This is a genomic window from Shewanella abyssi (genome assembly GCF_023284025.1).
GTDB classification, from domain to species: domain Bacteria; phylum Pseudomonadota; class Gammaproteobacteria; order Enterobacterales; family Shewanellaceae; genus Shewanella; species Shewanella abyssi.
On record NZ_JAKIKR010000003.1, the window covers coordinates 137833 to 161302 of the forward strand.

Annotated in this window: 20 protein-coding genes; 10 read left to right on the top strand and 10 right to left on the bottom strand. The window is 45.1% G+C overall.

Going from position 1 to position 23470, the window contains the following annotated elements; translation table 11 throughout:
• Nucleotides 1-8 precede the first annotated feature (8 nt).
• Complete coding sequence (locus L2755_RS02835; RefSeq protein WP_248979241.1) at nt 9-236, bottom strand: hypothetical protein; 228 nt, start codon at nt 234-236, stop codon at nt 9-11.
• Between the two features lie 229 nt (nt 237-465).
• A complete protein-coding gene (locus L2755_RS02840) occupies nt 466-3258 on the bottom strand; it encodes a S9 family peptidase (RefSeq protein ID WP_248979242.1) in 2793 nt (930 codons plus the stop codon).
• Between the two features lie 256 nt (nt 3259-3514).
• Between L2755_RS02840 and L2755_RS02845 the strand changes: the two genes are divergently transcribed.
• The gene (locus L2755_RS02845) at nt 3515-4525 is read left to right on the top strand and encodes an isocitrate dehydrogenase (RefSeq protein ID WP_248979243.1); all 1011 of its coding nucleotides are present in this window, start codon (nt 3515-3517) and stop codon (nt 4523-4525) included.
• A gap of 100 nt (nt 4526-4625) precedes the next feature.
• On the opposite strand, the gene rlmM is transcribed toward L2755_RS02845, so the two are convergent.
• The 4 genes from rlmM to L2755_RS02865 all read right to left on the bottom strand — a co-directional run bounded on the left by rlmM (nt 4626) and on the right by L2755_RS02865 (nt 7894).
• The gene (rlmM, locus tag L2755_RS02850) at nt 4626-5699 is read right to left on the bottom strand and encodes a 23S rRNA (cytidine(2498)-2'-O)-methyltransferase RlmM (protein WP_248979244.1); all 1074 of its coding nucleotides are present in this window, start codon (nt 5697-5699) and stop codon (nt 4626-4628) included.
• Nucleotides 5700-5807: 108 nt separating this feature from the next.
• Nucleotides 5808-6194, bottom strand: coding sequence for a DUF423 domain-containing protein (locus L2755_RS02855; RefSeq protein ID WP_248979245.1), 387 nt, complete (start codon nt 6192-6194; stop codon nt 5808-5810).
• A 67-nt stretch (nt 6195-6261) separates the two neighbouring features.
• Nucleotides 6262-6942 carry an alpha/beta family hydrolase gene (locus tag L2755_RS02860; protein WP_428847772.1) on the bottom strand — a complete coding sequence of 227 codons (681 nt, stop codon included), beginning with the start codon at nt 6940-6942 and terminating at the stop codon, nt 6262-6264.
• Between the two features lie 40 nt (nt 6943-6982).
• Nucleotides 6983-7894 carry a transcriptional regulator GcvA gene (locus L2755_RS02865; RefSeq protein WP_248979246.1) on the bottom strand — a complete coding sequence of 304 codons (912 nt, stop codon included), beginning with the start codon at nt 7892-7894 and terminating at the stop codon, nt 6983-6985.
• Between the two features lie 182 nt (nt 7895-8076).
• Here L2755_RS02865 and L2755_RS02870 point away from each other — a divergent pair, with 182 nt between their 5' ends.
• Complete coding sequence (locus tag L2755_RS02870) at nt 8077-8310, top strand: hypothetical protein (RefSeq protein WP_248979247.1); 234 nt, start codon at nt 8077-8079, stop codon at nt 8308-8310.
• 263 nt (nt 8311-8573) lie between these two features.
• On the opposite strand, the gene thiI is transcribed toward L2755_RS02870, so the two are convergent.
• The 3 genes from thiI to pomA form a co-directional block, all read right to left on the bottom strand.
• The gene (gene thiI / locus L2755_RS02875) at nt 8574-10028 is read right to left on the bottom strand and encodes a tRNA uracil 4-sulfurtransferase ThiI (protein ID WP_248979248.1); all 1455 of its coding nucleotides are present in this window, start codon (nt 10026-10028) and stop codon (nt 8574-8576) included.
• A gap of 244 nt (nt 10029-10272) precedes the next feature.
• On the bottom strand, nt 10273-11241 hold the full coding sequence (locus L2755_RS02880) for a flagellar motor protein MotB (protein ID WP_248979249.1): 969 nt from the start codon (nt 11239-11241) through the stop codon (nt 10273-10275).
• A gap of 4 nt (nt 11242-11245) precedes the next feature.
• Nucleotides 11246-12013, bottom strand: coding sequence for a flagellar motor protein PomA (gene pomA, locus L2755_RS02885; RefSeq protein ID WP_248979250.1), 768 nt, complete (start codon nt 12011-12013; stop codon nt 11246-11248).
• A 422-nt stretch (nt 12014-12435) separates the two neighbouring features.
• Between pomA and xseB the strand changes: the two genes are divergently transcribed.
• From xseB to dxs, 3 genes are read left to right on the top strand one after another with little or no spacing between them, the layout of a single operon-like run.
• Nucleotides 12436-12675, top strand: coding sequence for an exodeoxyribonuclease VII small subunit (xseB, locus tag L2755_RS02890; RefSeq protein ID WP_202285901.1), 240 nt, complete (start codon nt 12436-12438; stop codon nt 12673-12675).
• Entirely contained in the window at nt 12676-13557 is an 882-nt protein-coding gene (gene ispA, locus L2755_RS02895; RefSeq protein WP_248979251.1) for a (2E,6E)-farnesyl diphosphate synthase, read from the top strand.
• Nucleotides 13558-13579: 22 nt separating this feature from the next.
• A complete protein-coding gene (dxs, locus tag L2755_RS02900; RefSeq protein ID WP_248979252.1) occupies nt 13580-15445 on the top strand; it encodes a 1-deoxy-D-xylulose-5-phosphate synthase in 1866 nt (621 codons plus the stop codon).
• Between the two features lie 100 nt (nt 15446-15545).
• Here the strand turns inward: dxs and grpE are convergent, their stop codons facing one another.
• Nucleotides 15546-16148, bottom strand: coding sequence for a nucleotide exchange factor GrpE (gene grpE, locus L2755_RS02905; protein WP_248979253.1), 603 nt, complete (start codon nt 16146-16148; stop codon nt 15546-15548).
• Between the two features lie 99 nt (nt 16149-16247).
• Here grpE and nadK point away from each other — a divergent pair, with 99 nt between their 5' ends.
• The 5 genes from nadK (at nt 16248) to L2755_RS02930 (ending at nt 23413) form a co-directional block, all read left to right on the top strand.
• The gene (nadK, locus tag L2755_RS02910) at nt 16248-17126 is read left to right on the top strand and encodes an NAD(+) kinase (RefSeq protein ID WP_248979254.1); all 879 of its coding nucleotides are present in this window, start codon (nt 16248-16250) and stop codon (nt 17124-17126) included.
• Between the two features lie 329 nt (nt 17127-17455).
• Complete coding sequence (locus L2755_RS02915; protein WP_248979255.1) at nt 17456-20275, top strand: FAD-binding and (Fe-S)-binding domain-containing protein; 2820 nt, start codon at nt 17456-17458, stop codon at nt 20273-20275.
• A 438-nt stretch (nt 20276-20713) separates the two neighbouring features.
• Nucleotides 20714-21457, top strand: coding sequence for a (Fe-S)-binding protein (locus L2755_RS02920; protein ID WP_248979256.1), 744 nt, complete (start codon nt 20714-20716; stop codon nt 21455-21457).
• An 8-nt stretch (nt 21458-21465) separates the two neighbouring features.
• A complete protein-coding gene (locus L2755_RS02925) occupies nt 21466-22839 on the top strand; it encodes a lactate utilization protein B (RefSeq protein ID WP_248979257.1) in 1374 nt (457 codons plus the stop codon).
• 4 nt (nt 22840-22843) lie between these two features.
• Nucleotides 22844-23413 carry a LutC/YkgG family protein gene (locus tag L2755_RS02930; RefSeq protein ID WP_248979258.1) on the top strand — a complete coding sequence of 190 codons (570 nt, stop codon included), beginning with the start codon at nt 22844-22846 and terminating at the stop codon, nt 23411-23413.
• The last annotated feature ends 57 nt before the right edge of the window (nt 23414-23470 follow it).

The window sequence follows — 23470 nt, forward strand, 5'->3', positions numbered from 1 at the left end:
GCTGCGGGTTAGCCTTTTGAGTCTCTCTCTCGCTCTTCCTCTTTCCTTCTCTCCTCTTCCTCAAGTTGCTTCATCAGTAGCTCAAGTTGCTGTTTTTCCAACTCCGCATTTTGTGCTGTGATACTCTCCCAATCAGGCTCTCCTTCCAGATATTTTAAGCCTGAGTTTGCATTAAAAGACAGCGCTAACAGTCCTGAGGCGCAGAGTATAAGACCGACCAATGTGATATTTTTCATCGTTACTTCCCTGTAGTTTAGAGTGACATCTGGGCACTCTCTTATGCAGATTTGCCCAATCAATATATCAGGCTTTACTTAACCCACAAGTAGTTGATTCATTTTTAAACAGGACATATATTCAAGATCAATCGACCACCATTAAGTCATTACGAGATAACGATGATGAATATCCATAAAAAATGCCGAGATAGTTAACTACCTCGGCATTATTATTCACGCTTATTCACTAATCAGCTTTTTTATACTCAGTGTAAGCTTCGCCTTGCGTTAGCCATTCTGGCGCAGGCTTGCCTTTTAGATAATGATCGAAATATTCCATCATCCGAATACTGTAATCTAGTTTATTTGGGTATTTTTTAAGATGATGTGGTTCATCTTGATACTGGAGGAACACCACATCTTTTCCGGCGCGGCGCATCGCCAAATACATCTCAACACCTTGCTCCCAAGGTACCGCATCATCTTTATCGCCAAACATGATCATCATTGGCGTTTGAATTCGCTCAACGTAAAACACAGGCGAATTCTCAATGTACTTCTGAGGTGACTTAAATAAGCTTTCACCAATGCGACTTTGACCTGTTTCATACTGGAACTGTCTTGCTAAACCACTGCCATGACGTATACCACTATAAGCACTTGTCATATTCGAGACGGGAGCGCCTGAAACTGCAGCTTTAAAGATATTAGTTTTAGTCACTGCAAAAGCAGTTTGGTAACCAGCCCATGAATGGCCTTGGATCCCAACACCCTGTGGATCAGCAACACCGATATCAATCAGGTGCTGCACACCTGAGGTTAATGCTTGTACAGAGCTGTCCCCTGGATATCCCACTTCAAAACGAATATCAGGCAGAAATACGACGTAACCATTATCAGCGAACCAAGCAAAGTTCGGACGATGATTAAGCTTCATTTGCGGGAAAGCGTGCAATCTATCACTCATAAAGCGATAATAATAAACCAGCACAGGGTAACGCTGACCTTCAACGTAATTAGTCGGCTTAATCAACACCCCATCAAGCGGCTTTCCATCACCATTGGTCCAATGGACTAACTCAGACTTACCCCAGTTAAACCCACGCCTTTGCTCATCAAGATCGGTTTGACGGTTCGCCTTTTGTGGTGATAGATAATCAGCAGTATAAAGGTCAGGAAATAGATCATATTGCTCTTTAGAAAACACCATCGTCTCAGCATCTTTACTACGTGCCAATACCTTTAATTTGTAATCGCCAGCAATAATCTTAGTCACACCCGCAGTACCGACCTGTGCTTGATAAAAGCCATCACCTTTGGTGATATCACTATAACCTTGCAGTAGAACCTTTTCATTATTGGCTAAAACACTTGGATAATCTTTATCGTTAACTAAGCCTTCTATACGATATTGAATCCCCTCTTTACGCCCTTTACCCGCGGTTAAATTAAAGGTGTCAAAAGAGAGTGTGTTCAATTGCCAGATATCGTATTTATCATAAAACAACAGCCCAGAATCATCAGCTACCCAAGGACCAAATCCGTATCCAGGAGCGTTGGAAGGATAATCGTGATCTTCATCGGCAAAGGAAACACTTAAGTTTTTCGTGATATTGGTCCGTCTACCTTTTGCGACTTCATACAAGAAAACGTTTCCGTGTAAGTAGTAAGCGACAAACTTTTCCTTTGGCGACAATACCGGTTCCGCACCGCTACTTTGCTGGGTTAATAGCGGCGTTTTGCGGCCGGTATTCAGATCAACTAGGTAAAAATCGCGATAAAAGCCAGCCCAAGTGATCATCTTTCGATAAGGAAGATCTGAGCTTGCCAGTGCATAACGTGTTTGTTGTGCCACTTTCATGTCAGGTACTTGAAGATCTGCAAGCTGAACCAAGTTATTTCCAGCCACGTGTAGCACAGCAAGGTATGTACGTTTCAGTTCTTTCTTATACTGCTTAACTTCATGAGGCTTAATACGTGGATCATCACCGTGCCAAACGCGTAACGCCCTTGCAGCAATGATAATATTTTGATTATAGAGATCGGCTTCTTTCTCTACTTTTGCCAATTCAATTTGTTGGCTAACTTGTGGCACACGTCCAAAGAACAAGCGCTGACTGTCATCAGAGAAACGCAATTTTGCGTATCGATTCAACGTCCAATCGTTCGATTTTGCTGTTAACGTTATTGTTCCAGATTCAATATTGAAAAGAGACAATAAATATTCACGCCCAAAAGGCGCTTGCTGAGCATCACCATAGGTGAAGCCCAAATACTTTCCATCATCGCTCAATGCTAACGAGCCAAGCTGTTGTTGCAAACTGTGTACAATTTTGGCTGTATTGTCAGCCAATGTAACCAGCCTTAATTCGTGCTTATCTGTTGCTATATTATTTATAGCTAACGCGAAGTGTTTACCTGACTTATCAAAAGTAAACCCTGTTACGTCTCTAAACGTTGTTGATTTCAGATTGTTGAGTGATACCAGTTCAAGCGTAGTGCCTTTATCGTAATCATCGACCTTACTGTCTTTTTTACTCGTTTCAGCCTTATCTTTGGCTTTAGTCTCTTTTTTCTTATCTTCCGCTTCATAGCGAATGGCGATATGCGAACCAGTGTCGTTAAATTCAAATGATTTAACCCGTTCATAACGAAGTTCACTGCCAGTGCTGGTGTCAACTAACACCATGCCCGGTTTTAACTGCTTCTTTTCCTTAGCAGATGCCATCTCAGACGCCAATAAAGGGACTTTATCAGCAAAGGCGACGTAACGACCATCGTGACTCACTTTTGGCTTAGTTCCGCCTTTTACACTAAACTCTTTTTTTGTAGTGAGGTTTTTAACAAGGCCGTGGCTATCGCCTCTATCTGGTGAGACTGACACTGCCAGCACTTTACCGCTATCAGAGATAACGGGCTTGCTGAGCGATTCAAATCCCATAATATCATCGGTGGTAATGGGTGAGGTTGCAGCAAATAAACTAGCAGGCAATAAACTCGCTGTAAATAACAGCAATGATTTACTCGGTAATGACTTCAATGTCTTCCTCATTATTATATCGTTATTAGACTAAAGTAGACTTTTTTAACCTTTGATGATCAATCATCGTGATTAGCATTGATTTATGCAAGTTACCCTACATAAAAAAACGTGAGATTGCTCACTATTTCCTGTGAAAGTTGTGTAAAAGTGTTTAAAATACGTCGAACAAAAAGAAAAGAATTCCAAGTCACTTTCCGTGTCCCAAGACATGGTCGGACAATTGCAGTAACGCCTAACCGTGGTAGGACTATCAATGACAAAAAGAACTATAACCGTGATCCCTGGTGATGGGATTGGCCCAAGCATTATCGACTCAGCAATAAAAATCCTCGATAAAGCGGGTTGTGATTTTGAGTATGAATTTGCAGATGCCGGTCTCGTTGCGCTCGAAAAGCACGGTGAACTAGTACCTCAACGCACACTCGATTTGATTGAAAAAAACCGAATTACCCTAAAAGGCCCACTAACGACTCCCGTTGGTGAAGGTTTTACCTCTATTAACGTCAGCCTGCGTAAGCAATTTGGCCTATACGCTAACGTTCGCCCGGTGCTGTCTTTTAAGGGGACTCAAGCACGTTATGACAACATCGATATCATTACTGTTCGTGAAAACACCGAAGGTATGTATTCAGGTTTAGGACAAACGGTTTCTGATGACGGTGAAACTGCTGCAGCCACCAGTATTATTACTCGCCAAGGTGCAGAACAAATTGCCACTTTTGCTTATGAGTTAGCGCGTAAAGAGAACCGTAAAAAGGTTACTATCGTTCATAAAGCTAACATCATGAAGTCAACTTCAGGTCTGTTTTTGAAAGTGGCGCGCGAAGTTAGCCTGCGCTACCCAGACATCATCACTGAAGAGATGATTGTTGACGCAACTTGCATGAAGCTGGTCATGAACCCTGAAATTTTTGACGTTATTGTTACCACCAACTTGTTTGGTGATATCTTGTCAGATCTTTGTGCCGGTCTTGTCGGTGGTCTTGGTATGGCACCCGGTGCCAACATTGGTAAAGACGCAGCAATCTTCGAAGCAGTACACGGCAGTGCGCCAGATATTGCTGGTAAAAACCTTGCTAACCCAACATCGGTTGTGCTGGCGTCTATCCAAATGCTTGAGTACTTAGGCATGAGCGACAAAGCTGAGCTTATCCGTAGCGCAATCACTGCAGTGATTGCAGAAGGCGATCGTACGACTCGCGATTTGGGTGGTACTCACGGTACTACTGACTTCACACAAGCGGTTATCGAACGTCTTTCATAAATAGACTTTTCATGCGCATCGCGCACTAAAAAGGCCCCAAGTGTTTAACACCTGAGGCCTTTTTTATTAAGCTGACTTAACTAAGATTGAGTTAGCAAGATTAAGTCGGCTTTAAGCACAAATGCACGGTGACTTCGTCACGGTCATGATAAAGGTGTTTAGCCGCAATGCTAAAGTCTTTAATACCATTCTCTTTCAAAATCTCTTCCATAGTGGCCAATATCGTCGACACCTCTTTATAACGTGTCTTCATTGGTAGCTTTAAGTTAAATATTGCTTCCTTAAACCAACCGTTAATCGCCCAAGCTTCAATAAGCTCAGCCACTCTCGCTGGTTTCTCAATCATATCGCAGACCAACCAAGTGATATTTTTTCTTGGTGGTTCAAAACGGAAACCATCAGCTTGGTAATGCTTTACCTGGCCTGTTTCCATTAACTTTTCATCCATTGCGCCATTATCAACAGCAGCAACGAACATACCACGCCTTACAAGCTGATAAGTCCAACCACCAGGGCAAGCCCCGAGATCAACCGCTCTCATACCACTGCTAAGACGTGTCTCGTGCTCTTCTTTAGGGATAAAGTGAATAAAAGCTTCATCCAGCTTTAAAGTAGAACGGCTTGGCGCATCGGCAGGAACTCTAAGACGCGGGATCCCCATAAAGTAAGGAGAGCTATTATTACTAAGTGACAGACCCACATAAGCTTGTCCTGGCCCTACAAAACAGACATGAATAATTGGCCGCTTAGGGTTTTCTTTATCCAGTAAGGTACCCGACTTTCTTAAGGCCTGTCTTAATGGCACGGTAAACTTACGGCAGAAGTTAGACAGCTCTTTTGCTTCGTTAGTATCAGGTGTTTCAACCCGTAACTCACCCGCGTATTGGATGCCAGCTAGGGCCTCTACAATCGGTGAAATACGGTCTTGCTCAGGTAATCCCTTCAACAGTGCTTTTGCAGCAAACATCTGTCTAGCAAAAATTAATGAATCCAAACTGATCTTCTTCGCCAGTATTTCAGCATCGCCAGCTTGGAAGCACTGAAATATAACATAAGCGTCGTTGGTGTTTGTTTTCACAAAACCACCAATATCATGCGCTGCTGCGTGCTCTTGGATCTCTGCCGCGCAATCTTTCTCATAACCAGCACGGCAAAATAAAAATAGGTTTATCATTGAATTTCCTGAAGATAACAAATAAAAATAGCGGCCAACAAAATTGCTGCCCGCCATTTTACACTTTTACTGCTCACTAGTGTACTACCTGTGCAGTTAATGCCTAGTTTAGTCGAGCTCTTTAACTCTATTGCGCCACACTGCAACGGCAATCAGTAGCCACCCGAGTAGTAAACAAACGCCGCCTAATGGCGTAATAGGGCCGGTCCACTTTGTGCCCAATAATGCATAGAGGTACAAAGAGCCAGAAAATAGCATAGTACCAACAATAAATAGGTAACCCGCCCAATCAAGCAGACGCGATTTAAGCCAATGACCCGCAAAAGCCACTGCGATTAACGCAAACGTATGGTAGAACTGATACTCCACACCAAGATTAAAAATAGCGATCATCTCTGTGGTCGTCACACTCTTAAGACCGTGGGCAGCAAAAGCGCCCAGCGCAACCGACATAAAACCACTCAACGCTGCCAATAATAAAAAACCATTACGCATTTAGCCTCCAAATTCTCATCGGCATCAAAGCCGAGAAAAAAATTAAGTTTACTGCCACCTCAAAGCATTATTGTTTAATAAACGCTTGGATAACTGAGATAGCTTGCGCTAGGTTAGCGCCAAGTGTGGTGCCTGACGACTTCCTTGGTTTAAAACTATGATCGCCATCTGTTAACCAATGCAATTGTACCTTGTCCATCACTGGCCAAGTCTCAACCAAGCCTTTGTGACCAAATTTATCTCTTTCACCTTGGATGACCAATAAAGGTGCGCTGCATTTTTCGATAGGCTCTAAACGCGGCTCCCCCCCCTTTAACGGAATAAATGGGTAACCTAAACAGACGACACCATCAACAGCGAGGCTTTCAGCCAGAATGGCCGACATACGCCCTCCCATCGACTTACCCACCAAATAGATTTTGCGAGGCGTAAACTGGCGCTTTAAAATACTCAGTTGCAACGCATAATCAGCGATCAGTTTGGGCGCTCTGTCTGGCGGACGCCGTTTACCATCAATGGCATTGGCGCGCATGTAGGGAAAATTGAAGCGTACAATACGTAGATCTTGTGCATTACCGAGCGCTAGGCCGTTTGCCATGGTGGTCATAAATTCATGATGCATGTTAGCGCCAGCACCGTGAGCAAATACGATGAGGGTATCGCAATGACTGTCACTTTCTATACTAAAAGGCTCAAGCAGATATTGGCTGGCATCAAATGCGAGAGCCTCAATAGCGATGTCAGCCACCGTTTCAGTAAGAGTGCCCGCTAAATAAGCTTGTTTCAAACTATCCGCTAAGGAGCTCACTGCGAGTCTCCTCTTCAAACATATCCAACATCCACTCTCTGAAGGCTGCGACTTTACCGATTTCTGCATGGTTTTGTTGGCAAACTAGATAATATGCATTTTTACTGACTAGAACCTCAGGGAAAGGACACACCAAACGCCCTGCTTTTATGTCTGGCCTTGCCAATACACTGTAGCCTAGCGCCACACCTTGCCCATGAGCGGCTGCTTGCAATACCAGTGAAGAGTGACTAAATATGGGGCCTTGATTCACATTAATATCAGTAATTCCACATTGTCTAAACCAAGCTTGCCAATATTGGCGGTTAGAATCATGTAACAGAGTATGATTTTTCAAATCACTGGGCTTTTCTAATGGCTTAGGGCCGTTAAGTAACATCGGTGAACACACCGGAATTAACACCTCATTACGCAGTTTATCTGCCCGCACTCCACTCCAGTGTCCAAGCCCATAATAGATGGCAACATCAACGTCATCGGTTAGCGAGCCATCCTCATTATCAACGGCCTTAATTCGCACATCAATATCGGGATTCTTCTCGGTAAACTTTGCGAGCCGAGGCACTAACCATTGAATCGCAAAACTCGGCGAAGTGGCTACAGTCAAGGAGCCGATGGCACTTCTGGCAAGTAAACGTTCGGTCGCGTCGGCGAGTTGTGTAAAGATATCTTTGATATCAAGAAAGTATCCTTGTCCCTCTTCTGTTAACAACAAAGAACGATTTTTACGTCTAAATAACTTTAACCCTAAATACTCTTCTAATGCCTTAATTTGATGACTTACTGCCGCCTGAGTAACAAACAGTTCCTCCGCCGCCCGGGTAAAGCTCAAATGCCTTGCTGCTGCCTCAAATGCTTTGACAGCATTAAGGGGGGGTAGTCGTCTAGCCATAGTGATCAAGATCCCGCTTTTTGATTAGTTTTTCTAATGAGTATTGTTACATTTTATCGTTTGTAAAGGCCAGCGATTTTGGTTAAATTTTGCACCAACGAAATGATACTCGTTGGACAACCTCTACGACGTAATTGGGGAGTGTCTAACAACCCAAATTTTTAGCCTGGAGGCTATCGAACATGTTAAACCTAAAATCTGTCTTTGTTCTCGCTCTTCTATCAGCTTCTGCCACTGTTAGCGCAGATGAAGTCACGCTCGATACCACTGACCTTGAAGCAACATTAACGGCTAACCTTGCAGAAAGCATGGAGTTAATGCAGCTACAGCTAACGACAGAGTTAAGCACTATGCTGGTTGCCGATGAGCAAAAGCAACAAGATAAAGAAACGGCTTCTGTTCAGCTAGCTGACTAATACCTTTATTACGCCTTAACGTCTGACTTGATATAGTTAGCGGTTACACCGTAATAAGCGCAGCATGCGGCTCTCTGGCGCTTTAATCGCACTTTAAAGTACATGCCATAGACGGAGCCTAGCCTCAGTCTTGCTGTTAATATATAAAAAACCACCGCTCAAAGGTGGTTTTTTTACGTCTATTGAAAAACTTTCAATTTATCACCACAAAAAAAGCGACTATTTAAGTCGCTTTTTTTCGTGGAACAATCTAGCCGCTATGGTTAAGGACGATAAACCTTAACATTACTGTAGCCTTGCTCTTGTAGATATAGCGCCTGAAGCTTACTCATCACGCCACGGTCGCAATACAATAAATAGGTCTTCTCTTTATTAAGATCGGCAAATTGTGTCGCTAACTTATAAAAAGGTATGGTTTGGATTTCGATACCCTCAATTGCCAGCGGATCTTTCTCTTCCTCTTCTGGTGCGCGCACATCAATAATAATTTCATCGGCATTGATGGCAGCAACCGTTTCAGCTTCGGTTATTTTGGTATTCATTTGAGCCGCTATCTCTCTAATGTCCATCACAACAGCATCTGCAATCACTCTATCTAGCAAGTCTTCTGAGAACTTAGCTTCTTCAGCTTCAATTTTTGCCAATACCGCTTTCACTGTTGGCTTATTCGAAATCACGCCGCAATACTCAGGGATCGTTTTAGCGAAATCTTCGGTACCAATTCTACGGCTGATATCAATGATATCTTGTTTATCCATGGCAATAAGTGGTCGTAAAATTAATTGCTCAGTGCAACGGTCAATAACATTCAGGTTGGTTAGCGTTTGGCTAGACACCTGCCCCATCGCTTCGCCCGTGACTAATGCCTGGATCCCCATTTTCGCAGCGACTCGAGCGGCTGCTCTCATCATCATGCGTTTAAGTACAACGCCCATTTGTCCGTTGTCGACTCGCTCCAAAATCTCCTGTACGACAGGATCAAACGGCACCGAGATAAACTTAACCTTATGTGATTCACCATATTTTTGCCACAAATGGTAAGCCACTTGCTTAACGCCAATTTCGTGTTGATCGCCACCTAAGTTAAAGAAGCAATAATGAGTACGAGAACCACGCTTGATGAATTGATAACTAGAAACACCGGAGTCAAAGCCACCAGAGATTAGTGACAACACATCTTCTTGCGTTGCCATTGGATAACCACCAAGGCCAGGGATACGCTTATCAACAAGGTAAAGTTGCTCGTTATCAATCTCGAGATTTACCGTCATATCAGGGTTTTTCAAGCGTACGCCAGCGGCTTCGGTAAACTGGTTGAGTCCACCGCCGACATAACGTTCGACTTCAATTGAGTTAAAGTCATGCTTACCGACACGCTTTACCCGCACGCAGAATGTCTTGCCAGCAAGCTCGTCTTTATAGACGGCCAATGTTTGCTGATAGATATCATCAACAGATTCAAAGGTGCTCACTTTCACTTGCAACACATGTGCAATACCAGGGATGCAGCCTAAACGTTCAGCAAAGGCTTCAACCAGATCGGGTCTATCATCTGGCACCATAACCATGATCTTGTCCCATTGGCGTTGTACTTTGGCTGACTCATCTACTTTTTTAAGTACATTACGAATGTTGGTTTCAAGCATTTTGGTAAAACGAACTCTTACCGGCTTGCTTTTCATCATGATTTCAGGAAACAGTTTTACGATAAATTTCATTGATCTTCCGCGGGGACAAGTTTAAACAGCAATTTGTCGATTATAACAATATCTAGCCACAATTGCGTATAGCCATATACGCATTGTCATGACAAAAAGTAAAAATAGTGAGTACACACTTGATAAGACGCTGTCATAAGAGGAGTTGGGGGCAAAATTTTCATTAAGGACAAGGTAAAGAAAAACGGGTAAGCACCTTAAGCTGCTTACCCATTTAACGACTAAATTAGCTAATATCCTAAGTTTACTGCGAAACTTGGATCTCATCAGACTCTTTAGGCTTACCTTGCTCGATGGCAATTTCAACCCGGCGATTACGCGCTCTATTAGCCTGAGAGTTATTTTTAACTAACGGCGCAGATGAAGCCATGCCCACCACTTTTAGCCTTAGCTGGTCAAAGCCGTTCACTTTTATCATCTCGTGGGCGACCGCGACCGCACGTTTACTCGAAAGATCCCAGTTTGAGCTATACAACTCATTAGAGATATTCCAATCATCCGTATGCCCCGACACCGTCACAATACCGGGCACATCTTTTAGCAGCTCACCCACACGCCTAACGATTGGCTTAAAGCGCGGCTGCAAAAAGCCTGAACCTGAAGCAAAAGCGCCTTTTTCACGAATTCGAATAATGATCTGTTGCCCTAGCGACTCAATTTCAATGGCGCCATCAACGATCTCTTTATTGAGTTCTTGAGCCATCTTTTTAACTTGCTGATTAATTTTATCTTGCGCTGCAGCTGCTGCTTTTGTCGCTTCGCTTTGTGCGTCGGCGGCTGACTTTGCTTGCGCCTTGGCATCTTCTTGCTCTTGTGCCGTAGACGATGATTCGCCTCCACGTTGCTCGCCACGCTGCTGCTGCACACCACCGGCACTATCATCTTCGCCCGCTTGAAACTCTAGCATGGGCTCGGTCATCTCGTTGGTTTGCTGATTGATAATTTCGATTGGCGTCGATTCAGGCCGACCCGGTCTAAATTCTAATGCTATGACCGAGGTCCCTTTGGGAATATCTTTCACTTCAACTTTATTTTGTACACCAAATGCATACTTCATCGAACCCGCAATCTGCTTAAATTTCATCACATCCATTTCAGAAAAAGCCAACAGCAAGACGAAGAAACACATAAGCAAGGACATTAAGTCAGCAAAAGTTGCTAGCCAAAGCGGGGCTCCGGCTGGCGGACAGTCACATTTGACTTTTTTGGCCATGGAACTAAGCCCCGTCCATGGTATTTATGCTACGAGATTTTTCAGAGAGATAATTCTTAAGGAAGCCTTCGATAACACGGGGATTTTGACCGTCTTGAATGGCTAATACGGCGTCCATAATCAAGTTACGGTTAAGCATCTCTTCATTCATTCGAAGCGATAGCTTATCAGCAATCGGTATCGCTACCATGTTAGCCACCACGGCGCCATAAAGCGTCGTAAGTAAGGCGACCGCCATTGCTGGACCGATAGATTTTGGATCATCCATATTTGACAACATGCCCACAAGTCCAATCAGCGTACCTATCATGCCCATTGCTGGTGCAACATCACCTATCGATTTAAAAATACCGATACCGGTTTTGTGGCGCTGTTCGGTCAATGCGATATCTTTTTCTAATGCGCTTCTCACCACATCACCGTCGTGGCCATCAACCAACATATCAATGGCTTTTTGCATAAAGCTGTTGTTAATTTCGGCCTCTTCCAACGCCAAGAAACCACCTTTACGTGCCGCATCGGCCATAGTGATCGACTGTTCAATAAGCTCTTCAGGTTTATCAATTTTGAAAATAAACGCTTTGGCGGCAATTTTGGCAGAGCCAAGAAATTGCTTAAGGTTATATTTCATCATCACCACAAATAATGAACCTATCATGACAATTAAGATTGAAGGAACATTGATGAAAATACCGATCCCGCCGCCACTTGCCATCGCCATGATAACAAACGCAAATGCGCCAATCAGTCCTATTAGGGTTGCTAAATCCAAAACCGCTCCTCAAATACCCATCTATATCGCTAAACAACGGCAATCGCATGCTGCCCACATTATTTAACCTGAATTTAGGTTAAATACTCAAACGCTAGTCTACTAGAAACCTAGCGACAATATTACGCCGTCTTCGTGACAGCAAGCATCTACTAAGCAAACGGCTAAATAGCACACACATTTTCATAATTACACCTAATATAGCGACCAAAGTTAAGATCTCTTGAGTGATATTTCCCGCAATTGTTATGCTATTTCCGTTAAAATAGAGCCCAACAGCATAAATAACCTGTCGCTATAACGAGTCGAGTGGATAATTTATGCTCGAAAGCGTGCTTTTGTGCAAATACTCAACGGCTTAATTTGACCCTTGTGCCCTGCTGATATACTTTGTGTATCGCTTAATTCTAGGAATGATCATCGTGGCAAAAAAACCTGAAAACCTCTCTTTTGAAGAATCACTTTCCGAGTTAGAAAAAATCGTTGCAGACCTAGAGCACGGCGACGTGTCCCTCGATGATGCGTTAAAACAGTTCGAACGTGGAATTAAGCTGGTCAGAAATAGCCAAAGTAAACTTGAAAACGCACAGCAGAAAGTGGCTGTGCTAATGACAGATGAGGGTGTCGACACCTTGAAGCCTTATGACATAGAGGGTGAGTAATTGTTAGCAGAGTCACTTGCCCTATACCAAGAGCGCATTAATCTTCAACTTTCATCTCACATAGATGCACTAGCGGATATCGATCCCCAATTAAAAGCGGCAATGAAACATGGCGCGTTAATTGGTGGCAAGCGTATTAGGCCATTCCTCGTTTACGCTATCGGCGATATGCTAAAGGTTAAGCTTGAAACCCTAGATTCCTGTGCAGCGGCAATCGAATGTGTTCATGCTTACTCTCTCATTCATGACGATCTACCCGCGATGGATGATGACGCACTGCGTCGTGGTCAGCCAACGGTACATATTGCCTATGATGAAGCAACGGCTATTTTAGCGGGTGATGCGCTGCAAGCTCTTGCGTTTGAAATCATCAGTGAACCTATTGAAAACATTACCCCATCACAGAATTTAGCCATGGTTAAAGCCTTAGCGAACGCCTCTGGGTATAGTGGCATGTGTGGTGGCCAAGCGATGGATTTAACTGCCACTGATAAACAGATTGAGCTGGCAACGCTTATTCAGCTGCATAAGCTTAAAACAGGCGCATTGATCCGTTGCGCCGTTGAATTTGCCATTATCGCCGCAAAAATTAATGATGAAGAGCGACAGGCATTGCTTGATTTTGCCGATGCTATAGGCCTCGCATTTCAAGTGCAAGACGATGTATTAGATATTATTGCCAGTACCGAAGAGCTTGGAAAGCCTCAAGGTTCTGACACAGATTCAAATAAGAGCACTTATCCCAAGTTGCTTGGTTTAGAGGGCGCCCAAAAAACTGCTAGCAGTTTGATTGAGGACGCACTATCAGCGCTGGCTAAATTACCATACAATAGCCAGTTAATTGCCGAATTCGCCCGTTATATCATTGAGCGAAGAGTTTAATAAAGAGACAAAGAATCTCGATATGAGTTTTGATATTTCTCAATTTCCTGTGCTTGCACAGGCAAACACCCCTGATGAGCTAAGACAGCTCCCTCAAGCCGTTTTGCCACAACTGGCAAATGAACTTAGAGGTTTCCTTTTGAAGTCAGTGGGTAAATCAAGTGGCCATTTCGCCTCAGGACTAGGCACCGTCGAGCTGACGGTGGCGATTCACTATGTCTATAACACGCCATTTGACCGATTAATTTGGGATGTTGGCCACCAGGCTTACCCCCATAAAATTTTGACGGGTCGCCGTGAAAGAATGCACACCATCCGCCAAAAAGGGGGCATCCACCCCTTCCCTTGGCGTGAAGAGAGTGAATATGACACCTTCAGCGTAGGCCATTCAGGTACCTCTGTCAGTGCAGCACTCGCGATGGCAGTTGCTGCTGATAAAGAGCAAGCGGGTCGTAAAGTGGTTTCTGTTATTGGAGATGGCGCCATGACCGGTGGCATGGTGTTTGAAGCCATGAACCATGCAGGTGATCTGCACAAGGATATGTTGGTGATCCTCAATGATAATGAGATGTCTATCTCTGAAAACGTTGGCGCACTCAACAACCACCTTGCGCAGCTTATGTCGGGTCGGTTCTACACCACCATTCGTGAAAGCAGTAAAAAAGTGCTCGAAGGCATGCCTGTTATTAAAGAGATGGCTAAACGCACCGAAGAACATCTTAAAGGCATGGTTGTTCCCGGCACCATGTTTGAAGAGCTAGGCTTTAACTATATTGGTCCTATTGATGGCCATGATGTTGATGCATTGGTTGAGACCCTGCGTAATATGCGTAATCTCAGAGGGCCACAGATTTTACATATCATGACTAAAAAAGGTCGTGGTTATGAGCCGGCAGAGAAAGATCCTATCGGCTGGCATGCGGTGCCAAAGTTTGATCCATCGACCTTTGAAAAACCAAAAAGCAAACCCAGTGACCCAACCTTTTCACAGGTGTTCGGTAAATGGCTTTGTGATATCGCTGACAAAGATGAAAAGCTACTTGCTATCACCCCTGCCATGCGCGAAGGCTCGGGTATGGTTGAGTTTTCACAGCGTTTCCCGAATCAGTATTTTGATGCAGCCATCGCCGAGCAACATGCAGTGACATTGGCCGCAGGCTTTGCCTGTGAAGGTTTCGCGCCTGTTGTTGCTATCTATTCAACGTTCTTACAACGTGGTTACGATCAACTCATTCATGATGTGGCGCTGCAAAAGCTGCCGGTTGTGTTTGCAATCGATCGCGGCGGTATCGTTGGCGCCGATGGCCCTACTCACCAAGGTGCATTCGACTTGAGCTTTATGCGAGCAGTGCCCAATATGGTGATTATGACGCCGTCTGATGAGAATGAATGTCGACAGATGCTCTACACCGGTTATTGCTATAAAGCGGGGCCGACAGCAGTGCGCTACCCTCGTGGCAGCGCCACTGGCGCAAAACAAGTTGAAACCATGACGGCTGTGCCCATTGGTAAAGGCTTAATAAAGCGCCGTGGCCAAAAGGTTGCCATCCTCAACTTTGGTACCACACTCGCCAATAGCTTGGTCGCCGCTGAAGCACTCGATGCCACCGTTGCTGACATGCGTTTTGTTAAACCGCTGGATGTGGATTTGGTCAAAGAGTTGGCTCAAAGCCATGACGTATTAGTCACAGTTGAAGAGAACGCCATTATGGGCGGTGCTGGCTCTGGCGTACTTGAGTTACTGCAAACACTCAAGCTGCCAAAACCGGTATTGCAGATTGGCCTGCCCGATGAATTTATTAAGCACGGCGCACCAGATGAGATCATCAGTGAGCTTGGACTTGATGCCGCGGGTATTCAAAGGCAGATTGAAGACTATCTAGCCTAAGGTAAATCTAGCTAAAACAATTATCTTACCCATATAAAAAAGGACTGCATTGGCAGTCCTTTTTAGTTTAAAAGCTTGTTTCAAAGTATAACTATCAGAATTAACCCTGAGAAACCATCACCATTGCCGGGCGTAGTAGACGCTCGTTAAGGGTATAACCTTTCTGCATTACCATCATTACCGTATTGGCAGGGAAATCTGTGCTTGGCTGCATACCGATAGCCTGATGAAGTTCAGGATTAAAGGTTTCACCTTGTGGATCAACTTGCGTCAGTCCAAATTTCTCAACCGCACTCACAAAGCTCTTTGCAGTGAGTTCAACACCTTGATAAATCGCTTTGGTCGCTTCAGCTTCTGCGTCAGAACCTTGAAGCGCACGCTCCATATTGTCTAATACAGGAAGTAGCTCGTTAGCAAATTTTTCAAGTGCAAACTTACGTGCTTTTTCAACATCAATGGCGGCGCGGCGGCGAATATTGTCGACTTCGGCTGCAGCTCGGATCACTGAGTCTTTTTGTGAGGCCACTGTTGATTGTGCTTCTTGCAACGCTTTCTCTAACTCTTCAACGCGAAAGTTTGCTTGAGTCAGTTCATCCATTAAAGAGACTTCGTCACTAGCTTCGCTTAGTAACTCGCCCTCAACAATTGTTTCAACTTGCTCGTCAATTTGGTTATCTTGTGCTTTATTTGTTTCGTTGCTCATTTTTGCTCCAGCTAAAAATGCTTTGTTTCTGCATGCTCTGGGCATATTATGGGGATCAATTTTAAGGTTTCAAGGCCTAATGCCGGATCTGACACAAATATGAGCAATAGCTTTCACACTATCGGACTTATTGGTAAACCTAACCATGATGGAACCAATCTCACCCTAAAGAGATTGCACCACTGGTTAACAATGCAAGACTATAGCGTCTTGGTTGAGGAGCGTGTTGCCGCCGACATTGGCTCACATACGCGTTCGGTCGATCTATTAGAAATTGGTGCCCAATGTGATTTAGCCATTGTGGTCGGCGGTGACGGTAATATGCTGGGTGCTGCCCGAGTACTGGCGAGATTTGATATCGCAGTCATCGGCGTCAACCGCGGTAACTTGGGGTTCCTGACTGATTTACCCCCTGATTCTTTTGAAGAAGCGCTCTCGAAAGTACTGGAGGGGGAGTTTAATACTGAACAGCGTTTTTTACTCGAAGCAGAAGTTCATCGTCATGGCGAGTTAAAGTCGTGCAACACTGCGGTTAATGAGGCGGTTCTCCACCCCGGTAAAATCGCTCACATGATTGAGTTTGAAGTCTATATCGACGAACAATTTATGTATAGCCAACGCGCCGATGGGATGATCGTATCAACACCTACTGGCTCTACAGCATACTCGTTATCTGCGGGAGGGGCTATTCTCACCCCCAATCTGGAAGCTATTATCTTAGTCCCTATGTTCCCACACACGCTTTCTTGCAGACCGATTGTGGTCGATTCCTGTAGCATCATTAAGCTGGTTGTATCGCCTCACAATGGCGATAATTTAGAGGTCAGTTGTGACGGCCACGTCAATCTGTCAGTCCTGCCTGGCGATGAGATTATCATTAAACGCAGCCCAGATACCCTAAGACTTATCCACCCTAAGGGACACAACTACTTCCACGTATTGCGGTCTAAATTAGGTTGGGGTAGCAAACTCTTTTAACGCTCGCGGTCGCTAAAGCCAAGGTCAACGGTATTGCTGCTGACCTTGACTCATTCCCCATTCCCTGTGATTTAACAGCAATACCCTTGACAGTGGATCTCTGCACCTATGGTGATTCCGTCCTAAACTCTGCAGATAACAGGTCAAGCTTGGCCTCTATGCCGGCTGCGCTGGGCTATGCTTTAGTCGCAGGCACCATCGCCGCAATTTGGGATGGCTTTTAATCTCAGCTAAAGTTAACGGTTCGCAAGAGAAAATAGAATAATAATATCGAAAAGCCGCGTCTGCTGCGGCTTTATTCGCTCAAGCAAGTGTTTAGAGATAAATCAATGTCGGTCAATTATGAAGCTTTATTAAGAGATTTACGTAAGCAAATTGGTGAAGATGCCGCCACTAACGATCCTGTGCGCCGCTTTGCTTGGTCCACTGACGCAAGTTATTTCCGTATCGTGCCAGAAATAGTCGTTCATGCCGATACCTTAGAGCAAGCAAAACGCACGCTTGCTATCGCCCGTACCTATGGCGCGCCAGTCACATTTAGAGCGGCAGGCACTAGCCTGTCAGGGCAAGCAATTGGAGAAGGTATTCTGCTTATCTTAGGCCACGATGGTTTTAGAACCTTAATCGTCAGCGATGATGCCAGCCAAATTACCTTAGGCACTGCTGTCATTGGCGCTGATGCCAACGCTGCCTTAAAACCGTTCAATAAAAAAATCGGTCCAGATCCGGCCACACTTGCCGCTGCAATGATTGGCGGCATCGTATCCAACAACGCCTCTGGTATGTGCTGCGGTACAGCGCAAAACAGCTATCAAACCATCGCCTCGGCAAAGCTATTATTTGCCGATGGCACTGAGCTCGATACCGGTTGTGAAACTTCAAAAGCCGCGTTTACTCAATCACATCCTGAGCTTATCAAGTCATTGCTCGACCTGGCGGAGATGACCCTGAGTAATCAAACCCTCGCCGATCGCATTCGCAAGAAGTTTTCCATCAAGAACACCACCGGTTATAGCCTTAATGCATTGGTTGACTTTAACGATCCGTTTGAGCTTATCAACCACCTCATTGTGGGCGCTGAAGGCACATTAGCCTTTGTTGAAGAGGTCACCTACAACACTGTTGATGAAGCACGCTTTAAGGCCTCAGCCATGGCAGTATTTTTCAATATGGAAGATGCTGCAAAGTCGATCCCGCCTTTGGTCGGTAACAGTGTTGCTGCAGCCGAGTTACTCGACTGGGCATCAATCAAAGCGGTAACAGGTAAAGCGGGGATGCCACTGTGGCTATCCGAGCTTCCTGAAGGCGCATCGATACTGTTGATTGAGTCTCGTGCTAACGATAAAGACACTCTTGAAGGCTATACTCAGGATGTTATTGCCAAGTTAGCTCACATTGAAACGGAGCGTCCTATTGCCTTCAGTGATGACCCTGCAGTATTTAGTCAATACTGGGCAATGCGTTCGGGACTATTCCCGATTATTGGTGGTGAGCGCCCTAAAGGTACCACGGTTATTATTGAAGATGTCGCCTTTGAGCTTAAACATCTTGCTGAAGCGGCCAACGACCTGACTGAACTATTTACTAAGCATAACTACCCAGAAGGCGTTATCTATGGCCATGCGTTAGCGGGTAACTTCCACTTCATTATCACGCCAACATTCAACACTCAGGCAGATATCGAGCGCTTCCATGCCTTTATGCAAGATGTCGCCGAGATGGTGATCAACAAGTACGATGGTTCAATGAAGGCTGAACACGGCACCGGACGTGCTGTGGCACCGTTTGTTGAGATGGAATGGGGCAGCGATGCCTACACCTTAATGAAGCGCATTAAACACATATTTGACCCAGAAGGCCTGTTAAATCCGGGCGTTATTCTCAACGACGACAGCCAAGTTCACGTTAAGAACATTAAGCCATGCCCTGTCGTTGATGACTTTATCGATAAGTGTATTGAGTGTGGTTTCTGCGAGAAGACCTGCCCAACATCAGCCTTAAGCATGTCACCACGCCAACGTATTGCGACCCTGCGTGAAATTGAACGCCTTGAGCAATCTGGCGACAAACAAGCTCCGAGCGAGATGCGTGCAGCAGCAAAATACGATGTGGTCGATACTTGCGTCGCTTGTCAGCTGTGTACCATAGCTTGCCCAGTAGACACCAGTATGGGCCAGCTAGTGCGTAAGCTTAGAACGCCATACATCAGTACCACGGAGCAAAAGGTACTCGACTTCCAAGCTAACCATTTTGGCGTCGTGAACCAAGTCATCAGCACCGGGTTCGATGCTCTCAGCACCCTTCATAAAATCACCGGCAGTGGTATCACAGGCGCCATTATGAAAGCGGGTAGAGTGGTGAGCAAAGAAGTGCCTTACTGGAACCCTGACTTCCCTAAAGGCGGCAAGTTACCTAAATTATCGGCACCCATACCTGGGCAGGAAACCGTGGTCTACTTCCCAGCCTGTGGCGGACGTACCTTTGGTCCGACCCCGAAAGACCCTGACAATAGAACCCTGCCAGAGGTCGTGGTCACCTTACTTGAGCGTTCTGGCTATAACGTCATTACCCCAGAGAAAACCCGCGACTTATGTTGCGGCCAAATGTGGGAATCAAAAGGTGACTTTAACAATGCCGACGCTAAACGCAAAGAGCTCATAGCAGCGGTTGCAGCCATGTCCCAAGACGGCAAGCTGCCAGTCATTATCGATGCCTTGTCTTGTACCTACCGTACACTTGCAGATGACACATCGTTAGCTGACAAGGTTGAAATTGTCGATATGGTCGATTTCATCCATGATAAATTGCTCGATAAGCTAACAATTACCCGTAAAAAACCAGCAGTTGCGCTTCATTTAGGTTGCAGCGCTCGTAAGATGAAGATTGAAGCTAAGATGGAAGCGATTGCCGAGGCATGTAGTAGCCAAGTCATTCGACCTGCGGGAGTCGATTGTTGTGGCTATGCCGGTGAGAAAGGGCTTTATAAACCTGAAATTAACGCCAGCGCACTGCGTAACATCAAAAAACTTATTCCAGTTGATGTGCAAGAGGGCTATTACGCTAACCGTATGTGCGAAGTGGGTTTAACTCAGCATAGCGGTGTGTCGTATCGTCACCTTGCTTATCTGCTGGAGGAGTGTAGTCGCTAGAATGTGTAAATGAGTCAGCACCAGCAATGCTAATTTGGATACTTTCAGCTCGAGAGCGTTTAATACAGACTCACTCAGCTCGCAAATAGTTAAGCACACCCTATAAAATTCGGGGTAACCTTTACCCCGAATTGTTTTCTTTTTCATCAACATATAAGCCCCCTACCCCCTATTCACTTTTAATCCATTACCTATTCAAGATTAGAGCTTTAACTCAATATAGCCTTATTATACAGGTACCTACACTATTTTCATTTTTGCAAAAATAGTTAATCTTATTTGCTAAATTAGCACTACTTTTTACAAGGTTATAAGCCTATATTGTGCCGGTGAGAAAAATATAAAGCGAATATTGAGTCTATATTAACGTCCGCTTCTTGCAGACTTTTTACGGCTCTTAAATCACTAATAATGTCAGCAAATAGAAGAGAATGCACAATGAAGATAGCGCTTTTCATTCCGTGTCTAGTCAATCAAATGGTCCCAGAAGTCGGGATCGCTACACTTGAACTACTAGAGAAGCTCGGTCACCAAGTCATCTTGCCTGCAGGTCAAACCTGCTGTGGCCAACCAATGACTAACTCAGGCTGTTTTAACGAAGCCAAGAAAACCACATTAAAACTGCTCAATGCCTTTAAGGGTGTTGAATGCGATGCCATCGTCTGCCCTGCTGCATCATGCTTAGTGGCCGCTAAAGAGAATTTTCACGAGTTCGACGATAGCCCAGAAGCGCAAGCCGTAATTGAAAAATTATATGAGTTGACTGAGTTTTTACACGACGTTGCACCGATCCCAGCTTTTAGTAAGCCATTCCCGCACAAAATCAGCCTACAGATGAGTTGTCATGGTATTCGCATGCTAGATTTGGCCACGCCAAGCGAGCAGATGGGACCACGGATGAACAAGTTTGAAGCTGTGCTTGCTGCTATTCCTGAAATCGATATTGTCTATCCCGATAAACCGGACGAATGCTGTGGATTTGGGGGCACCTTTGCCGTTGATGAAGGTGCAGTATCGGCCAAAATGGGTAAAGACAAAGCACAAGCCCACGCCGCAACGGGTGCCAAATATGCCGTTGGATTCGATCCCTCTTGCTTACTGCATATCGACGGTATGGTCAGACGCCAAAAATTACCGATAGAAACTCGCCACATAGCGCAAATCATTAACGCAGCACTTTAGGAGCAGATATGTCGACTTCAACATCCAACGTTCATGCCCATAAAGCGGAGATATTCTGTAGAGATGAATCTCGCGTTGATTGGCACTCGAAAGCACTATGGGCACTGCGCGAAAAACGCGACCGTGCCGCTGGAAGCATTCCAGAATGGGAACAGTTACGCCAAATTGGCTCAGAGATGAAACTGCATACGCTAAGCCATTTGGCCGATTATTTAGAAAAGTTTGAACAAAACTGTATTAAGAATAATATTAGCGTGCACTGGGCTAAAGATGGCGCAGAGCATAACCGCATTGTGCATGAGATCTTGGCAAAGCATCAGGTAAAGAAGATAGTAAAATCTAAGTCGATGCTCACCGAAGAGTGCCACATGAATCCCTATTTGGAAGAGCGTGGTATAGAAGTTATTGATACCGACTTAGGCGAGCGCATTATTCAGCTTGCCAAGATGCCACCATCGCACATTGTGGTACCGGCTATCCATATGAAGAAAGAGGAAGTGGGTGACTTATTCCATGAAAAGCTTGGCACTGATGCTGGCGCCTCTGATCCACTCTACTTAACCCGTGCCGCTCGTCGCCATCTGCGTGAACAGTTTCTGTCTGCCGATGCGGCAATGACCGGTGTGAATATGGCGATTGCTGACAAAGGCGCCGTCGTGGTGTGCACCAACGAAGGCAATGCCGATATGGGCGCAAACTTACCTAAGTTGCAGTTGCACTCAATGGGAATTGATAAAGTCGTGCCCGATCTTGATAGTGCTGCGGTATTGCTACGCACCTTAGCAAGAAACGCCACCGGCCAACCTATCACTACCTACAGCTCTTTCTACCGCGGTCCGCAGGACGGTGGTGAGATGCATGTGATTATTGTCGATAATGGCCGTACCGACATGCTAAAAGATAAGATCCTTGCTGAATCACTAAAATGTATTCGCTGTGGTGGTTGTTTAAATACTTGCCCGGTTTACCGCCGTTCAGGTGGCTATAGCTACAACTACACCATCCCAGGCCCTATCGGTATCGCGGTTGGGGCTCAACATGATGACACCAACTCTATCGCCTGGGCATGTACCTTGTGTGGTAGTTGTTCTTACGTTTGCCCAACAAAAGTGCCGTTAGACAAGATTATCCACCACCATAGAAGACTCAAAGCTGAAGCAGGTAAATTGCCCTACGGTAAATCCAATTACATGCCATTAGTCGGTAAGTTTATGGCCAGCGAAACGGCACTCAACTGCTCAATGGCAATAGCCAGAACCGCGTTAAGAATGCTCCCCGGCAGTTTATTGAAGCCTTTCTCTGGCGCATGGGGTAAATATCGCGAGCTACCCGTAGCACCAAACTCCAGTTTTGAAGCTTGGTTTAAGAAAAACAGAGGTTAATAGCATGTCTAGCAAACAAGAAATTTTTAATGCGCTAAAAAGTGTAGCGATTGAACCACAACCTATGCCATGTTTTGATATTGCACCACGCATAGATGATTTAGTCGGTCAGTTCGAGGCGAATCTAACTACGGTTGCAGGTACGCTGCACCGTGATGGTGGGCTCGCTAACTTGCAAGCCACCATCGATAAGCATATCGCGCAAGGTATGCAAGTTATCTCTATGGTTGACGGCATTAAAGGTAACCGAGAAGTCACTGCGACAGCTCACGAGCTAAGAGACATCGACTATGCCGTGATCCCTGGCGATGTAGGAGTGGCAGAAAATGGTGCTATCTGGGTGAATAACAAAAACCTTGGCCACCGAGTGACCCCCTTCATTTGTGAGAATCTATTGCTGGTCATCGAGGCTAAAAGCATTGTCGCCAATATGCATCAAGCGGCTAATTTAATCACATTAGCACCTGGCGAGTTTGGAACCTATATCGCAGGGCCTTCAAAGACGGCGGATATTGAACAAGCACTGGTGGTTGGTGCACATGGTGCCTGTAGTTTGAACGTGTATCTAACCTAGTTATCTAGTTAAATAGTTATCTGTAAAAAATGAGGTGCTCTTTTTGAGTCACCTCAT